Genomic DNA, 15,668 nt, shown 5'->3' with positions numbered 1-15,668 from the left:
GTTAATGGAATGCTTATCCTTCAGCGTTATCAACATCCGGTGTTTTACGATTAACCATATACAATCTAAACAAAGCTATATTAACAAACAAACCTAAGAACGAAAAAGTCACCTCAACCACTAGCTGCAGTGGAAAGCCAACTTGCATCGCAACTTGTGAAAACATACCCGCCAATAGAGACAATGGTACGTATAACATTAATACCGCAATGGTTTTAATGGTAATTGGCCCACTAAATTTAAAGCTACTCTTAATCGCTTCAAATGGTGTTAAACGCTCAACCACCACCATAAAGTTCACATAAGCTAAGCGAGAGAAAAGGTACAAGCTTACAATTAAGCCAATTAACCACAATGGACCAAATGCAGCAGAAATCATTACTGGCGCTAATATAGCTAATCCAGAAAATACCCCTGCCAGTAACAACGGTGGTACAAACGGAAAGCTCGCTTTTAATATTTGTCCAGGTGCAAGATCATGACCTTGAGAGCGTAATTCCAAATACAAAGTTAAAGCAGCAATTAAAAATGAAAAGACCAATAATAGCGCCATCATTGCTGCAGCATGTATCGCGCCAAATTGCGGATTTTCTACATCAGCCTGGATCATTTCATTACCAAGCCAAAGTTGAATAGCGACTTGGATTAACAGTAATGGCAAAGTCAGTACGGCAAGCTGACGGATATGGTTTCGAAAAAAGTTAAATGCTTCAGTCAAAATGGCAAACAATGACATTTGGGTTCCAGTAATCTATTAACGGTGAATATGGCGCTTAGGATACCCAAAATAAATCCATTTTGCACAAGTCTAATGAGCAAAAAGTGTGATCTGTTGTCGTATTTATGTAAATCAGGTTAAAATGACGCCTAAGTTTAAAGATTGAAACACATTACAGGACACGAATTATGAAATTAACATCCGCATTACCGGTACTTGTTACCGCCTTGGTATTATCTACACCAGCATCAGCGGGTTGGTTAGACAGCGTGACTGAAATGACTAAAAAACCAGTAACAGAACAAGCTCAAACAACCGTACAATCTGAAACCACCGAACAATCAAGCGCCTTAGTGGGCAGCGTAATGTCACAACTTGGTTTGTCTCAAAACCAAGCAGAAGGCGGATTGGGGTCGCTACTCAGTTTAGCCCAAACCAATTTAGGTGATAACGATTTTAGCCAATTAACCAACAGTATTCCTAATGCAGACAGCTTACTCGCTGCTGTGCCTGCATTATCATCAGATAGTGGAATGTCAGGATTACTATCACAAGCAGGTGATTTGGGCTCTGCATTACAAGGTAGTGCCATGGTGTATGATGCTTTTGAAAAACTCGGTATCTCAAAAGAATATATTACCCCTATGGTTGATATTGCTAAAAACTATCTACAACAAAGTGGTGGTGATGGCACAGTAGATTTATTAATGAAAAGTTTAGGTTCAGTCTTATAATCTTCATTAAGATGGCTAATCATTAGTGGCTAGCCACTAGCCATCAAATCTTGCGTTAACATTATTTAATCCCAAGCCATTCGCTTGGGATTATCATTTTTGCTAGCATCAAAATGAATACAACTCTTTGACGGAATAATTATGATCGCCAAACTAAAACAATTTCTCCAATCTCATACTCAAGAAAGTAGCCCAGAAGATAAACAGAAAAACCTCAACCTTGCTGCCGCAACCCTATTGCAAGAGGTTGTGTATGCCGACGAAAATTTGGCTGCTGCTGAAGCTGCTTTACTGCCTGAAATGCTCATAAACACGTTAGGCATTAACTCAGAAGAAGCGATAACCCTTATAGAAGAGGCAAAACAAAGCCGTAAAAATGCCACATCTCTATTTGAGTTTACCGCCGAGATTAATGCTCAATTTAGCATTGATGATAAACAAAAATTACTACTTTCAATGTGGCAACTAGCGTATTCCGATGGTGAATTGTCGCAATATGAAGACCAAATTATTCGTCGCACAGCTGATTTACTCCACTTAAAGCACAGTGAGCTCATTCAAATGCGCAATATTGCGATTGAATCCAACGATTAAATATTTGCTGAATTAACCCTCGTTATTATGCAGCAAATATTTTCGAGTGAGATGTGCTTTTTGCCACCACATAAAAGGGGCAATAACCAGCACCAATACCAGTGCATAAATCATATTAGTACCCAGTGCGATACCCAATCCAATGCAAAACAAACAACCTGCAATAACTAATGGTAAATATCGCTTGCTGAGTAACTTAGCTGCTGACAACATGGCCAATAAATAAATAATCACAAACACACCATTACTCCACGCGATTAAGTCTTCTAATTCATGTTTGCTATAAAAGGTCACTACAATGACAATTGCCATCGCGCCTAAAATGGCAAACAAAGCTCTAAAAGGTACACCGTGTGGATTTAACTTATCAAAATAGCGTGGCAAAATACCTTCTTTACTAAAACTCCATAACAAACGAGCTGCACTGGCGGCATACACGTTCACCGTGGCTAAACCGCTGGCTATGCCCAGTATTCCAATAATATTAGCGCCATACCCGCTTAAAAAAGTATTTGATAATAAATAATCAAATGCCAATATCATCGCTAAGCCTTCACCGTCAATAGGCACCATAAGTAATAGAAAGGTACAGGCTAAATAAATAACGCCCACTAGCACAGTGCCCATCATCATCGCTGGTAACAAGTCTTTTTGAGGTTGGCGGAAGTCACTGGCAAGATGGGTCATGGCCTCTATACCTAGAAAGCTCCAAAAACCAATCCCCATTGCCAGCATTACCCCACTAAATTGTGGGTGACTACTATGAGCAAAGTTTTCTAGCTGATCCACATTTAATCCACTGGCGCCAAACAATATGGCCACGACAGCAACAATCAGCAAAGTGAGTGCAAACTGTAATTTTGCCGACACTTGAATACCTTTGATATTCAACAGCAGTAGTACCGCGACAATAACTAACTCTGCAATTAATTGCCCAATCCCAGAAATCGACACTAGCGCATCTAAAAATTGAAAAGTCATTAAAATGGCTGCTGGCGCACCAATAGGAATAACCAATAAAAAGATTAACCCAATGGTTCTTCCCGCCGTAGCACCAAATGCTTTTTCAATAAAGTAAGCGGGGCCTGCTGCGTGTGGGAACCGACTCGCAAGTAAACCAAATACTAATGCAACGGGGATAATCGCAACCGTGAGTAATAGCCACGCCAATAACGAGGCTGAACCCGCTACTTCAATGGTCATTTGCGGTAAAATAAACACCCCAGTTCCTAACAAAGTGGTGGCCATTAAACCAGCACCTTGCCAACGCCCTATTGTTGCTGTCATTTGATTCATTATCTTATTCTTACTGTGATATATTGCGATATTATAAAGCTAAACAAGCAAACATTCTGCGGGTTAATTCGTGCAACTTGCTTTACAAAACCGACAAATTGACGGAAAGAAAGCAAATTACCGACACAATGACTGCGCGTACTCAAATAACAGGAAATGATTCATTGGATAAATTTGATAAAGCGATTATAAGCGAATTACGCCTAAATGCTCGACAGAGTATTTCGTTTATTGCCCAACAAGTAAATTTATCACGCAGTGCAGTCACCGAACGGATAAAAAAACTTGAACAAACAGGCATTATCCGCGGTTATCAGGTATTACTGAGCGAATCGCAAAAACAAAGCGTATCTGCCTATTTTGAAATTCAACATCGTTGTGCTCGGTGCGCTGAAGTTATTCATATTTTTACCACAATACCAGAAATCATTACCTGCCAAGGCATTACTGGTGACATGGATTTATTGGTTTATGTGCATGCCAATTCAATGCAGCGACTGCATGAAATACGAGAGTATATTGATGCTCAAGCTGACATCATCAAAATTAAAACCCATGTCGTATTAAGTGAGTGGATTAACAATCAACCATAACCACCGTTTATTTGCAGCTTTGCAATAAAAATCTGCGCTAAATCTTAGATATAACGCTAACTTGGCGTTACACTAATATTCGTTATTTATATAGATATGAGCCATTATGCAACAACAGACCAGCGCCGATATGAATTTGTTATGGGGTCAATTGATCCTCGAAGAACTTGCACGCTTAGGCGTTAAGCATGTATGCATGGCGCCAGGTTCTCGCTCGACTCCGTTAACATTGGCAGCGGCTAGCCAAACCCAACTCACACGGCATATTCATTTTGACGAACGTGGTTTAGGGTTTATGGCCCTTGGACTGGCAAAAGCCAGCAATACGCCTGTGGCCATTATTACAACGTCAGGCACCGCGGTAGCAAATCTGTATCCGGCTATTGTCGAAGCGTGGTTAACTCATGTGCCCTTGATTGTGTTATCTGGCGATAGACCGCCAGAACTGATTGATTGTGGTGCTAATCAAGCGATAATTCAGCCAGCCATTTTTGCTCAATATGCTAAGCAAATTAACTTACCAACGCCAGATCTCGGTTATCCCGCCAATGCATTATTAAGTACCATCGATCATGCGGTAGCCAATCAACATCTGCCAGTACACATAAACTGTATGTACCGTGAACCGTTATATCCAACAGAATTGATGACATTAGCTCATGTAAAAAAAACGGCTAGCGTTACCACAGCAACCTATCTTGCACCGTTGAATCAATGGTTTGAAAATACTAAACCATTAACTCATTATGCGGGCCTTAATAGTGCCGAGTTACCGACTACAGATGCTTTAATGCGTTTTGTTCATGGTAAAGGCGTGATAATAGTTGGCACCTTAGCCCCTGAAGATAATCCTCAGCAAATTATCGCATTAGCCCAAAAACTAGGCTGGCCAGTATTAGTGGACGCGCAGTCGCAGTTACGTCAGCATCCTGGTGTCATCGGCCACGTAGACCAGCTACTGTTAAACCCTAAAGCCAACAAACAGCTTGAACAAGCCGAACGGGTGTTAGTGTTTGGTGGGCGTTTTATTTCCAAACGTTTAATTCAATTTTTGGCCCAACAATCTTGGCATAGCTACTGGCAAGTGGTTAAGCATGGCGATCGCTTAGATCAGAGCCACCAACCTAAATCATTATTTCAAGCCAGTGTGCAGGCAGTTTGCCAATTACCTTGGTCGCGCTCATCACAAGCCAACTGGGCACTGCAATTATTACCAATAAATGAATCACTGGAGTCGCTGTTTAAACAACAAATCGACCACACCACTTTCGGTGAAGCTCAAGTCGTGCGCACTATTGCTTTGGCTCAAACAGATAACAACATACTGTTTATTGGTAATAGTTTACCTATTCGGCTTTATGATATGTATGCGCCAATTGCCACCAATACTCCGGCAATTTATACCAATAGGGGTGCATCGGGTATCGACGGTTTAATTGCAACTGCATGTGGTGTTGCGGCAGGCAAAAAAGCACCCACCACTCTTGTTATTGGTGACATATCCTGTTTACATGATTTCAATTCATTGGCACTGTTAAAACAAATGACCCAGCCATTTGTGCTGGTTATTCTCAACAATGACGGCGGGAACATATTTAATTTATTGCCAGTACCGAATGAAGAACTTCGTAACGACTTTTATCGCTTAAGCCACGGTTTAGAATTTGGTTATGGTGCAGCCATGTTTGGTTTAGCTTATCGCCAAGTCGATGACATTGAATCGTTTAATGAAGCTTATCAGGAAGCTTTTGAGTTTAATTATGCCTCAGTGATTGAGGTCAATGTCAGCCCGACGCAAGCAAGCGATCAAATAGCTCAAATTAACCAATGGGTAAAACAGCACTAATGGTAATGGTCCGTCGTTTTGGCCAACCACAATTACCGGCATTGTTGATGTTGCATGGTTTTCTAGGCAGCAAAGACGACTGGTCTATTTTGATGCCACAGTTAAGCCAACATTTTCATTGTATTTGTATTGATTTACCTGGTCATGGTGGCAATGTTGACACCCTCGACTCGCCTGGTTTGCACCAAGCTGCTGAGCTAATAGTTAATAAAATGCACCACATGGGCTATCAACAATTTCATTTATTGGGCTACTCACTAGGCGGTCGTATAGCGCTTCATATTGCAAATGACTTTGCAGACTCGCTACTAAGCATCACGCTAGAATCAGCTCATCCAGGCTTACAAGATGCCAAGCAGATAGCGGCTCGAGCCCAAAGCGATAATCTTTGGGCTAACAAACTCCAACATTTATCACTAACGGACTTTCTCGCTCTTTGGTATCAGCAGGCAGTTTTCAGAGACTTAACTGAACATCAAAAACAGCAACTTATTACTTTGCGTCAAATAAATGATCCACTTCGTTTAGCCAATTGTTACCTAACAACCTCACTGAGCTTGCAACAAGATTGTCGCAATGTGCTGGAAAAGCTGAGCTGTCCATGTCACTTTATTTATGGTGTTGATGATAAAAAATTCGCCCAAGTCGCGACTGATTGGCAGGCGACACTCGCCGATGTTAGTTCTAGTTCAGTAAACTTACAGTTACACCCATTGCATGCTGCTGGACACAATATTCATAGCTTACATCCGCAATTATTTACCGACACCTTACTGACGTTGTTGTGCTTAGATCCAATAGCGACTCTAAAGGAGTAACGATGCCATCTTCAGACGAGTTAACAATAACAAGTTGTACGATTTATCAATATCACATTGATCTCAATCCTAGCTTACCTGTGGGGATACAACGGATTGATTGTCGAAAAGGTTTAGTGCTCTACATCCAACTCAATAACCATCAAACAGCTTGGGCTGAAATCGCGCCACTGTCAGGCTTAGATATTGATAACCAAGCAATAACCGGGTTTAGCCAAGAATCCCTTGATGAGGTGCAATCACAACTGCAACAATTATTAGCCTCTTTTATCGATCAACCCTTGGCGATATTAAATGACATTGCGAAACAAACGAAGTTACCCTCGCTAGCATTTTCCTTAAGCTTATTAGATGCAAAATTGACCCAAACATTGCCAGTTCGGATTGAAAATCCGCGGATTCAATCTGCTGTGGTGCCGTTGCTTTACGATGGTATGTCAACACAAGTCGTCAACGAAAAACTACTGACACAGAGCAGCATCAACAGCGTTAAAATAAAAGTGGCGCAGACCAGCATAGCAAGCGAGATCCAATTTATTTATCAGGTACTAGCTATCGCTCCACAGGTCACATTACGTTTAGATGCCAATCGTGGTTTTAGTCTTGAGCAGGCCATCGACTTTTTAGCCTGTTTACCAAAACACAAAATTGAATACATTGAAGAGCCTTGTATTATCCCTAGCGATAATCCCCAAATATTTCGCCAACTAGGGATTAAGTTCGCCTTGGATGAATCCTTAAACTCACCAAAATTTGATCTTAGCTTAGCCTTACTGCAACCCGGATTAGGGGCATTAATCATCAAGCCAATGTTATTGGGTTCGCTAGAAAAATTACAACATATGATTAACCAGGCTCATCTTGAAGGTGTCCGCTGTATATTAAGCTCAAGCTTAGAAGCTGATATGGGCATAAACGACTTACGCTTAGTTAGCCAAGCATTAACTCCAGATGAATCACCAGGCCTTGATACCTTAAGCGCCTTTAGTCAATCATTGCTGTCAGCAAGCTGCGGATTAACGCCGCAATTAAACCATAAAGCATTACGTCAACTGGTCCATATCGGTCAAATACGTGATTCAAACAAGGTAGATGAACAATGATGTCTCCTTTGCATCAAGCTGCGATAACTTATCCAGATGCGATTGCGATTCAAGTCGCCACCAACGACACCACAACGGGTGTCAGTTCGCTAAAACGCCCTGTTAACTGTACTCAAATAAATTACGCCCGCCTAAGTGGTTTAGTCCATCATCTAGTACAACAATTGCAAGCTCAAGGCGTTAAACAGGGTGATATTGTCGCGTGTGTATCGCACAATAATATTGAAATGATTTGCCTTTATTGGGCATGCATAGATGCAGGCTGGATATTTTTACCTTTATCACCGCGATTTGCCGATTTACAGATTAATCAGCTTATCGAACGATTTTCACTGCAATGGCTCTGGACCGATACACCAAAGCGCAAAGCGACAATTGACCATGTAAATTGGCTAGATATTGATCTCGCTAAAAATGTGCCTCAACCAAGTAGCCATAGTGTTGAGATATCACCCTATCAAGCTTCAAATATTATTCTCACTTCTGGTTCAAGTGGCACGCCTAAAGCTGCGGTACATTGTTTAATGAACCATGTGAACAGTGCCAAAGGATCTGCAACCTTTATTGCTTTAGCAGCATCTGACGCTTGGCTATTATCATTGCCACTGTTTCATATTGGTGGTCTAGCCATTATTCATCGTTGTACACTCGCGGGTGCATGTATTGTACTGCGAAACCCGCAACAATCTTTGGCAGAGCAGCTCACTAACAGTCACATTACCCACGTATCATTAGTGCCAACCCAAGCAATACAGATACTGCAACAGTACCCAGCTGCCTTAGCCAATATAAGCGCGTTATTACTCGGTGGCGGAGTGATAGAACCGGCACTTATTGAGGCATTACAACGCCAACATATTAATGCTTTTACCAGCTATGGTATGACAGAAATGAGCTCGCAAATTACCACAGCAAAGGCCAATTTATCAGGCCATCATGGTAAACCTTTACCTTCAAGACAACTGACCTTGAAAGAAGGTGCTATTTGGGTAAAAGGAGATTGCTTATTTTTAGGTTATTTAACCGAGCAAGGATTAACATTACCGTTAGATGAACATGGGTGGTTTTGCACGAATGATAAAGGAAAGTTAGATACAGATGGCCAGCTCAGTATTTTAGGCCGCATGGATAACATGTTTATTTGTGGCGGTGAAAACATTCACCCTGAACAACTTGAAGCCGTTTTACTAACCCACCCTAATGTCACCCAAGCCATTGTGTTTGCAGTAGCCGATCCTATATTTGGTTACTTACCCGCTGCTATTATTGATTATGGTGTAAATTCTACTGAAACTTTGGATATTGAAAAGATTAATGGTCAGCTATGTAAGTTGGTAGAATCGACTCTGGCACGCTTTAAACGACCAAGACAGTTTTTTACTTGGCCAAAAAATGTTGCCTATAGTGGCTTAAAAGTCCCAAGAAAAAGCATTATTGCATCGATTCAAGCCCAAATAAGTACCTCATAAACAGTACAATAAATTGGGTTATTATCTTCTACGATTTAGGCTAGTTTGAGTTGGATTATAATGAAGCAGTTTAGATTGGATTTATCTCGAATATTAGTTATAAAAAAACCTGCCGTAGCAGGTTTTAATCTCTCTAAATCGAATACGCTAGAGTGTTACTCCATACAAGATTTAAGCTTGTTCATGGCATTCTTTTCTAGCTGTCTAATTCGCTCAGCAGAGACTTCATAAGTCGATGCGAGCTCCTGCAAAGTCACTTTAGTATCATCTAACCAACGCGCACGTAATATATGCTGGCTACGTTCGTCTAACGTTTTGATTGCTGATAATAAACGTGTTTGAGAATCGGCTTCCCAATCGGCGTGTTCAACTTGATCTGCCACATCAGAAGAATGATCTTCTAAATATAATGCTGGGGCAAAATCATGGTGATCATCGTCGCTGTCATTGGTTAAATCGAAAGCAGGATCTTGGGCTGCCATTCGAGATTCCATTTCGGTTACATCTGCTTTCGATACCCCTAGGTTTTCAGCCACCATGGTCACTTCAGCGTCGCTGAACCAACCTAAACGCTTTTTAGACTTACGGATATTAAAAAATAATTTACGCTGTGCTTTGGTGGTAGCCACTTTCACGATACGCCAGTTTTTCAACACGTATTCATGAATTTCTGCCTTAATCCAATGCACTGCAAAAGACACAAGACGAACACCGACATTAGGATCAAAGCGTTTAACCGCTTTCATCAAACCAATGTTACCTTCTTGAATAAGATCTGCCTGCGGTAAACCGTATCCAGAATAACCTTTCGCCACATGTACAACAAAACGAAGATGCGACATAATTAATTGCTTTGCAGCTTGTAGATCACCATTTTCTTGTAAACGCTTGGCGATGTCATACTCAGTATCGGCGTCCAACATATTGATGCTGGTCACTGACTGGATATACGCTTCTAAACTGCTTGCATTATGCGGAACAGCTAGAGCCATTGATTGCGTTTGATAAGTCATTCGCTCTCCTACTACATTCAAAAAAATTATTTCAGTTAACTCAGTACGATAAGTAACCTTGTTAGGTTCACAACACTACAAGGTTCACTTGAATTAGCTGAAGAACTATCAACTATATGACATCATATGTCAAATAAGGTTCTATTTAACTAATATTTTTACCGCATACAAACAACAAAGCAAGTGAACAAACGTTCATTTTGTATGACCCGTTAATTATACACCTGCAATTATGACGGTTCAATGTTACGCAAGTGCTGGCGCACAGATAAATATGAGCCAAACCAACCTAAAAATGATGCCAGCATTACTAATTTAATCAGCTCCGAAAATGATAAACCCTTTATGGTCAATTCACTGCCATATAACCCCAACAACTCAGCTAAGGCACTGTCGAGATACCAGACTAAGATATTAATAATAAGCCAAGCCAAAATACCGCCAATGACACCGTACCAAATCCCGGTGTACAAAAACGGCCGCTGAATAAATGCTTCTGTAGCACCGACCAACTTCATGACTTCAATTTCTGTTCGGCGGTTCATAATCGCTAAGCGAATAGTATTGCCAATGACTAACACCACAGCTAGAACTAGCAAAGCGGCAATCGCGAGTACGGTTTTTTCAAGTAATTTAAGTAATGCTTGCAGACGTTCTAACCATTCAATATCTAAACGGCCAAAGTTGACTTCGGGTTCGCGTTCTAACTTTACTAATAATTCACGAGCACCAGTTGGACTCGAATATTTAACCGAAGGGGTTACGGTAACCACTGCAGGTAATGGGTTCTCATCTAAGTATGACAGCGCCTCACCAAAACCAGATAAGCGCTGAAACTCCTCTAATGCTTGATCGCGACTGATGTAAGTGACCGATTCAACTTCACGAAATGTTTTAATACGCGACAATAAACTTTGGATAGATTGTTCACTGCGACCTTTATTAATAAATAATGAAATTTCAGCGGCACTGTTCCAAGATTGAGTAATATTTTCGGCATTTTTAACAAGCACCTGCAATGCAGCCGGTAAACTTAAACTCACCCCTAAAACAGCCATGGTCATGACCGATGAAACGGGACTACGCCAAAGTTCGCCCATACTTGACATGCCTTGCTGCACATGACGAATAAAAAACATCACAATGCGGCCACTTAACGGTAATTTACTTTGAGTAATATTCGGTTTTTTACTCATCGTATATTCTCCCCTGCAGGCGCAGTGCTTTCGCTGCCGAGCATACGTCCTTGACGAAGGGTAAAAGTGCGATATTTCATTCGTGCAATTAGGCCTAAATCATGGGTGGCAATAAGCACGCTGGTACCTGAGTCATTAAAGGCTTCAAATAAACGTAAAATATCCATCGATAATTTAGGGTCTAAGTTACCTGTTGGTTCATCAGCCAGTAATAGCGGTGGTTTATTCACAATGGCACGGGCAATCCCGACTCGCTGTTGCTCTCCACCAGATAGCATTATTGGCAAATGACGCTCTTTGCCATATAAACCCACCATATCAAGCGCACCCGCCACCCGTTTACGAATTTCGCCATGGGTGAACCCTTCAATCACTAACGGTAGGGCTACATTGTCGAATACTGTTTTATCCATCAGCAAATGGTGATTTTGGAAGATCACTCCAATATTGCGACGCAAATAAGGCACATGTTTTCGGCCTACGTTGGCAAGGTTATGTCCATTAATGGAAACCTTACCTGCCGTGGCACGTTCAATCACGGTAATGAGTTTGAGCAAGGTACTTTTACCCGCACCAGAATGGCCGGTTAAAAAGGCCATTTCACCTTGTCGGAGGTGAAAATTGACATCCATGAGGGCCTTTTGGCCTCCTGCATAGATTTTACTGACCTGCTCAAATTGGATCATAAATTATTGGTCCGTTTTATCCTGGCTAAATAATGCTTCAATAAAGTCATTAGCGTTAAAAGTACGCAAATCATCAATTTGCTCCCCAACACCGATATGACGAATAGGAATAGTAAACTTGTCGGCAATCGCAAAAATCACTCCACCTTTAGCGGTACCGTCTAACTTACTAATGGTAATACCTGTGACACCTACAGCCTCTTGGAATAGTTGAGCTTGGCTAATAGCATTCTGACCCGTGCTGGCATCTAAGGTTAGCATGACTTCATGGGGGGAATCTGGGTCGAGCTTTTTCATCACTCGCACGACTTTCTTCAACTCTTCCATTAAGTGGCTTTTGTTTTGTAAACGTCCCGCCGTATCAGCAATTAATACGTCGACCTTGCGCGCTTTAGCCGCTTGCAAGGCATCGAATATAACTGAAGCACTGTCTGCGCCAGTATGCTGCGCGACGACTGGAATATTATTGCGTTGGCCCCATACTTGTAACTGTTCTACAGCTGCCGCGCGGAACGTATCTCCAGCGGCTAACATGACAGATTTCCCTTGGCTTTGATACTGTTTAGCCAGCTTACCAATGGTCGTCGTTTTACCCACACCATTGACACCAACCATTAAAATGACAAATGGGCCATTTGCATTATCGGGAATCAAAGGTACAGCAACGGGGTCGAGCATTTTTTGCATTTCTTCACGCATTAAGTCATACAAAGCTTCAGCATTCTTAAGTTGTTTACGTGATGCATGTTCAGTGAGGCTTTTAATCAGTTTAGTGGTGGTTTCTACGCCCACATCGGCAATCAATAATTGTTCTTCGAGTTCTTCAAATAACTCATCATCAATTTTTTTACCACTGAATAAACCAATAAAACCTGAACCAATATTTTCACTGGTACGCATTAAACCGCGCTTTAACCGAGTGAACATGCCTTCTTTGTGTGGCTTAGCTTGAGGTTCATCTTGCAACTCTAAGTCCACAGACTCTATTGGTGTTTGTTGCTCGGCTAATTCTTGTGCAGCTAATTCCTGCGCGGCTAGTTGTTCTGACACCAGCTTTTCTGCAGCTAATGCGTCTAGTACTAATTGCTCTGCAGCAATACGCTCCGCTTCTAAACGAGCTTGTTCTTTACGTTCATGCTCTAATCGTTCAGCCTCTAAGCGGGCAGCTTGCTTTTGTTGCTCCGCTTGTTCGGCTGCGATACGTTCGGCTTCAAGGCGTGCTAATTCAGCAATTTTAGTTTGTTGCTCTATTGCTAACTGTTCTGCTGCTAACTGCTCTGCTGCCAGCTTTTCAGCGGCTAATACTTCTGCAGCTAATTTTTCTGCATCAATACGAGCTTGCTGCGCGCGTTCTGTATCAATACGCTCTTGTTCAATACGAACAGCATCTAGACGAGCCACTTCTTCTGCTTGTGTCTGCGCTAATTGTTCAGCCGCTAGCTTGTCAGTATTGACTTGTTCGGCTGCAACTTGCTCTGCTTGCGAATTTTCAGCTACATGCTCTGTGGTGACATCAACATCATGGAGTTGTTCTTCAACTTCAGGGACGGGCTTATCTTTACGAAACCAAGAGAAAAAACCTTTCTTTGCCATATTTGTTACCAGTATTTATATGCTTAAAATTCAGATGACGCCGTTTGTTGCATCTCTAACCAGTAAAATGATGAATACTCACATTTAATCACAAGTTTGATATAAAATAACGACAGTTCAGATTGTGGCATAGTCTACCACTTTCTTTTTTCTTTGTTCAGGCAAAATGACGAGGGCGAGATGGCTAAAAAAAACACCAGTAGTGGTCAGGTGCGAATTATTTCAGGTCAATGGCGTTCTCGTAAACTGCCAATCCATGATCTCGAAGGCCTGCGACCAACCACCGATCGCGTTCGCGAGACCTTATTTAATTGGCTTGCTAACGATATTCGTGGTGCCAGAGTACTCGATTGCTATGCTGGCAGTGGTGCATTAGGCCTCGAAGCATTATCTCGTTATGCTAATTTTGCCACCATGATTGAGCTGCAAAAAAACGCGGCTAATCAGCTAAAACAAAATCTCGCCACACTGCAATGCCAAAATGCAGAGGTTGTAAATGCAGATAGTTTGCAAATGCTTGCTAAAGGCACAGCTACAGGTTTTGATATTGTGTTTATCGATCCTCCCTTTCATAAAGACTTGGCAGGTAAAACGGTTGAATTATTAATGACTCATCAGTGGTTAAACAATGATGCTCTTATTTATGTTGAAACCGAGTCAACATTAGCCTCATTCCAAGTACCCGCTACTTGGATTGCACTAAAAGAAAAACAAGCAGGACAAGTCTGTTATCGACTCTATCAGTACCAAGCAGATATCGCTGCAAAATCGGCAACAGAATAAACAACCATGTCTATTAATGATATTACGCTAATCGGTAAAACCGCCACATTATCAATGTGGTGTCTAGTGGCTTATGGTTTACTGGCTTTTAGTCCAGAAGTGTCTGAAAGCCTTAATCTGCTTGCTAGTATTACTCTCGCTATGCACGTTTTAATGGCAATGCTGGCAGCAACCATCTTGCCTCGTAAAAATATAATAAGCGTACATTATGGTGCAATTTTATTATTTGGGCTCTTTGCGATACTAGATCAATACCATAGCCAGAATGCTGATTAAAAGAATCTACAACGCCTACAATAAATCTATGATCCGATCTTCCCCCTAAATTAGTAGGCACTTATTACTTGAGAAATTGGCATAAAAAAACCTCGTTAATATAACGAGGTTTTTATTTATCTAATTAACGCATTACTTTTTAGGGTAAGGATGCGCGACACCTTTATGACAATCGACACAAGTCTTTCTCTTTTCTGGTGCTTTCTTGAAATTCATGGTGTGCATTCTTACAGCCATTTTCTTCATCGTATCAGGTTGATCTTCATAAATACGAGTATGACAATGCTGACAGTTAGCTGAATCATTGCTGCGGAAATATTTTAACGCTAAATCCGCTTGTTCTTTACGATTTTCATCTAACCATTCTTGAGTCATAAAGCCATCAATGGTCATCAAACCAATAATATCTTTAGAAACAATGATTTTCTTCATTAGATATGCAAATGGGCCATGTGGTAAGTGACAATCTTGACATTGCACTGTAACACCAGCTCTACCACCGCCATGAGCTGATTCCATGACTTCTTTTCTTAACGAATGGTCACGGTGACATGTCATACAAAAAGCATCACTACTTGTTGCATGCAAAGTTTGTTGAGTTGCGAAATAACCTACGACACCCACAACTACACCCACAACAATAAGTGCAATAATTGAGTACTTCGCGCTTGGTTTAAATAGTGCACGCCAGTTCATTGTTCAATCTCCGTAATAGCAAAATGGAATTCTTAATATTTATATTGTTAGTTTAAGATTTTTTATAGTTAGAAAATTGATTCTAGTCGCTATTCTGATAATTGCTTGTCAAAAAATTATTGAAAATGAGAGGTGGATCGCTATTTTACTGATATTACAAAAAGAAAAGGACCGATTAATTTCTAGAAGATTTATTTGAACCCTACTTCTCTGATCAAAAGAGAAGATGGACCAAGCTGTTTTTTGGTATAAAG

General features: G+C 41.1%; 16 protein-coding genes. 9 read left to right on the top strand and 7 right to left on the bottom strand.

The genetic code is table 11. From position 1 onward, the window contains the following. Positions 1–13: 13 nt before the first annotated feature. Positions 14–736: a hypothetical protein gene (locus tag ABIS04_RS01305; protein WP_350432362.1), complete on the bottom strand. Its 723-nt coding sequence runs from the start codon at positions 734–736 to the stop codon at positions 14–16. Positions 737–906: 170 nt separating this feature from the next. Between ABIS04_RS01305 and ABIS04_RS01300 the strand changes: the two genes are divergently transcribed. Continuing rightward, the gene (locus tag ABIS04_RS01300; RefSeq protein WP_350432361.1) at positions 907–1,452 is read left to right on the top strand and encodes a DUF2780 domain-containing protein; all 546 of its coding nucleotides are present in this window, start codon (positions 907–909) and stop codon (positions 1,450–1,452) included. A gap of 141 nt (positions 1,453–1,593) precedes the next feature. Further along, positions 1,594–2,046, top strand: coding sequence for a TerB family tellurite resistance protein (locus ABIS04_RS01295; protein WP_140233067.1), 453 nt, complete (start codon positions 1,594–1,596; stop codon positions 2,044–2,046). Positions 2,047–2,058: 12 nt separating this feature from the next. Here ABIS04_RS01295 and yjeH read toward each other — a convergent pair whose 3' ends face one another. Next, entirely contained in the window at positions 2,059–3,342 is a 1,284-nt protein-coding gene (gene yjeH, locus ABIS04_RS01290; RefSeq protein WP_350432360.1) for an L-methionine/branched-chain amino acid transporter, read from the bottom strand. Between the two features lie 164 nt (positions 3,343–3,506). On the opposite strand from yjeH, the gene ABIS04_RS01285 reads away from it, so the two are divergent. From ABIS04_RS01285 to menE, 5 genes are all read left to right on the top strand, one after another. After that, complete coding sequence (locus ABIS04_RS01285) at positions 3,507–3,935, top strand: Lrp/AsnC family transcriptional regulator (protein ID WP_137223680.1); 429 nt, start codon at positions 3,507–3,509, stop codon at positions 3,933–3,935. A gap of 106 nt (positions 3,936–4,041) precedes the next feature. Next, positions 4,042–5,781, top strand: a complete 1,740-nt coding sequence (gene menD / locus ABIS04_RS01280; protein ID WP_350432359.1) for a 2-succinyl-5-enolpyruvyl-6-hydroxy-3-cyclohexene-1-carboxylic-acid synthase — start codon at positions 4,042–4,044, stop codon at positions 5,779–5,781. Then, on the top strand, positions 5,763–6,599 hold the full coding sequence (gene menH / locus ABIS04_RS01275) for a 2-succinyl-6-hydroxy-2,4-cyclohexadiene-1-carboxylate synthase (protein WP_350432358.1): 837 nt from the start codon (positions 5,763–5,765) through the stop codon (positions 6,597–6,599). Before menD ends, menH begins: the two co-directional genes overlap by 19 nt. A gap of 2 nt (positions 6,600–6,601) precedes the next feature. Then, positions 6,602–7,702, top strand: a complete 1,101-nt coding sequence (menC, locus tag ABIS04_RS01270) for an o-succinylbenzoate synthase (protein ID WP_350432357.1) — start codon at positions 6,602–6,604, stop codon at positions 7,700–7,702. Then, the gene (menE, locus tag ABIS04_RS01265) at positions 7,699–9,171 is read left to right on the top strand and encodes an o-succinylbenzoate--CoA ligase (RefSeq protein ID WP_350432356.1); all 1,473 of its coding nucleotides are present in this window, start codon (positions 7,699–7,701) and stop codon (positions 9,169–9,171) included. Before menC ends, menE begins: the two co-directional genes overlap by 4 nt. A gap of 155 nt (positions 9,172–9,326) precedes the next feature. Here the strand turns inward: menE and rpoH are convergent, their stop codons facing one another. The 4 genes from rpoH to ftsY all read right to left on the bottom strand — a co-directional run bounded on the left by rpoH (position 9,327) and on the right by ftsY (position 13,659). Continuing rightward, positions 9,327–10,184 carry an RNA polymerase sigma factor RpoH gene (gene rpoH, locus ABIS04_RS01260; RefSeq protein ID WP_137223689.1) on the bottom strand — a complete coding sequence of 286 codons (858 nt, stop codon included), beginning with the start codon at positions 10,182–10,184 and terminating at the stop codon, positions 9,327–9,329. A 230-nt stretch (positions 10,185–10,414) separates the two neighbouring features. Then, positions 10,415–11,380 carry a permease-like cell division protein FtsX gene (gene ftsX, locus ABIS04_RS01255; RefSeq protein WP_137223691.1) on the bottom strand — a complete coding sequence of 322 codons (966 nt, stop codon included), beginning with the start codon at positions 11,378–11,380 and terminating at the stop codon, positions 10,415–10,417. Further along, entirely contained in the window at positions 11,377–12,066 is a 690-nt protein-coding gene (gene ftsE / locus ABIS04_RS01250; protein WP_137223693.1) for a cell division ATP-binding protein FtsE, read from the bottom strand. The genes ftsX and ftsE overlap by 4 nt, the downstream gene beginning before the upstream one ends. Before the next feature lie 3 nt (positions 12,067–12,069). Next, positions 12,070–13,659, bottom strand: coding sequence for a signal recognition particle-docking protein FtsY (gene ftsY, locus ABIS04_RS01245; RefSeq protein WP_350432353.1), 1,590 nt, complete (start codon positions 13,657–13,659; stop codon positions 12,070–12,072). 180 nt (positions 13,660–13,839) lie between these two features. Here ftsY and rsmD point away from each other — a divergent pair, with 180 nt between their 5' ends. Both rsmD and ABIS04_RS01235 read left to right on the top strand, forming a co-directional pair. Next, positions 13,840–14,442 (top strand): 16S rRNA (guanine(966)-N(2))-methyltransferase RsmD, encoded by a 603-nt coding sequence (gene rsmD / locus ABIS04_RS01240; protein ID WP_350432351.1) that lies wholly within the window; start codon positions 13,840–13,842, stop codon positions 14,440–14,442. A gap of 6 nt (positions 14,443–14,448) precedes the next feature. Next, positions 14,449–14,718, top strand: a complete 270-nt coding sequence (locus ABIS04_RS01235; RefSeq protein ID WP_350432349.1) for a hypothetical protein — start codon at positions 14,449–14,451, stop codon at positions 14,716–14,718. Positions 14,719–14,850: 132 nt separating this feature from the next. Here ABIS04_RS01235 and ABIS04_RS01230 read toward each other — a convergent pair whose 3' ends face one another. Continuing rightward, on the bottom strand, positions 14,851–15,414 hold the full coding sequence (locus ABIS04_RS01230; RefSeq protein WP_137223701.1) for a NapC/NirT family cytochrome c: 564 nt from the start codon (positions 15,412–15,414) through the stop codon (positions 14,851–14,853). Between the last annotated feature and the right edge of the window lie 254 nt (positions 15,415–15,668).

This window comes from Shewanella sp. H8 (assembly GCF_040285065.1).
Taxonomy (GTDB): Bacteria; Pseudomonadota; Gammaproteobacteria; order Enterobacterales; family Shewanellaceae; genus Shewanella; species Shewanella polaris.
The sequence above is the reverse complement of the archived record's forward strand: the minus strand, read 5'-3'. Positions and strand labels throughout refer to the sequence as shown.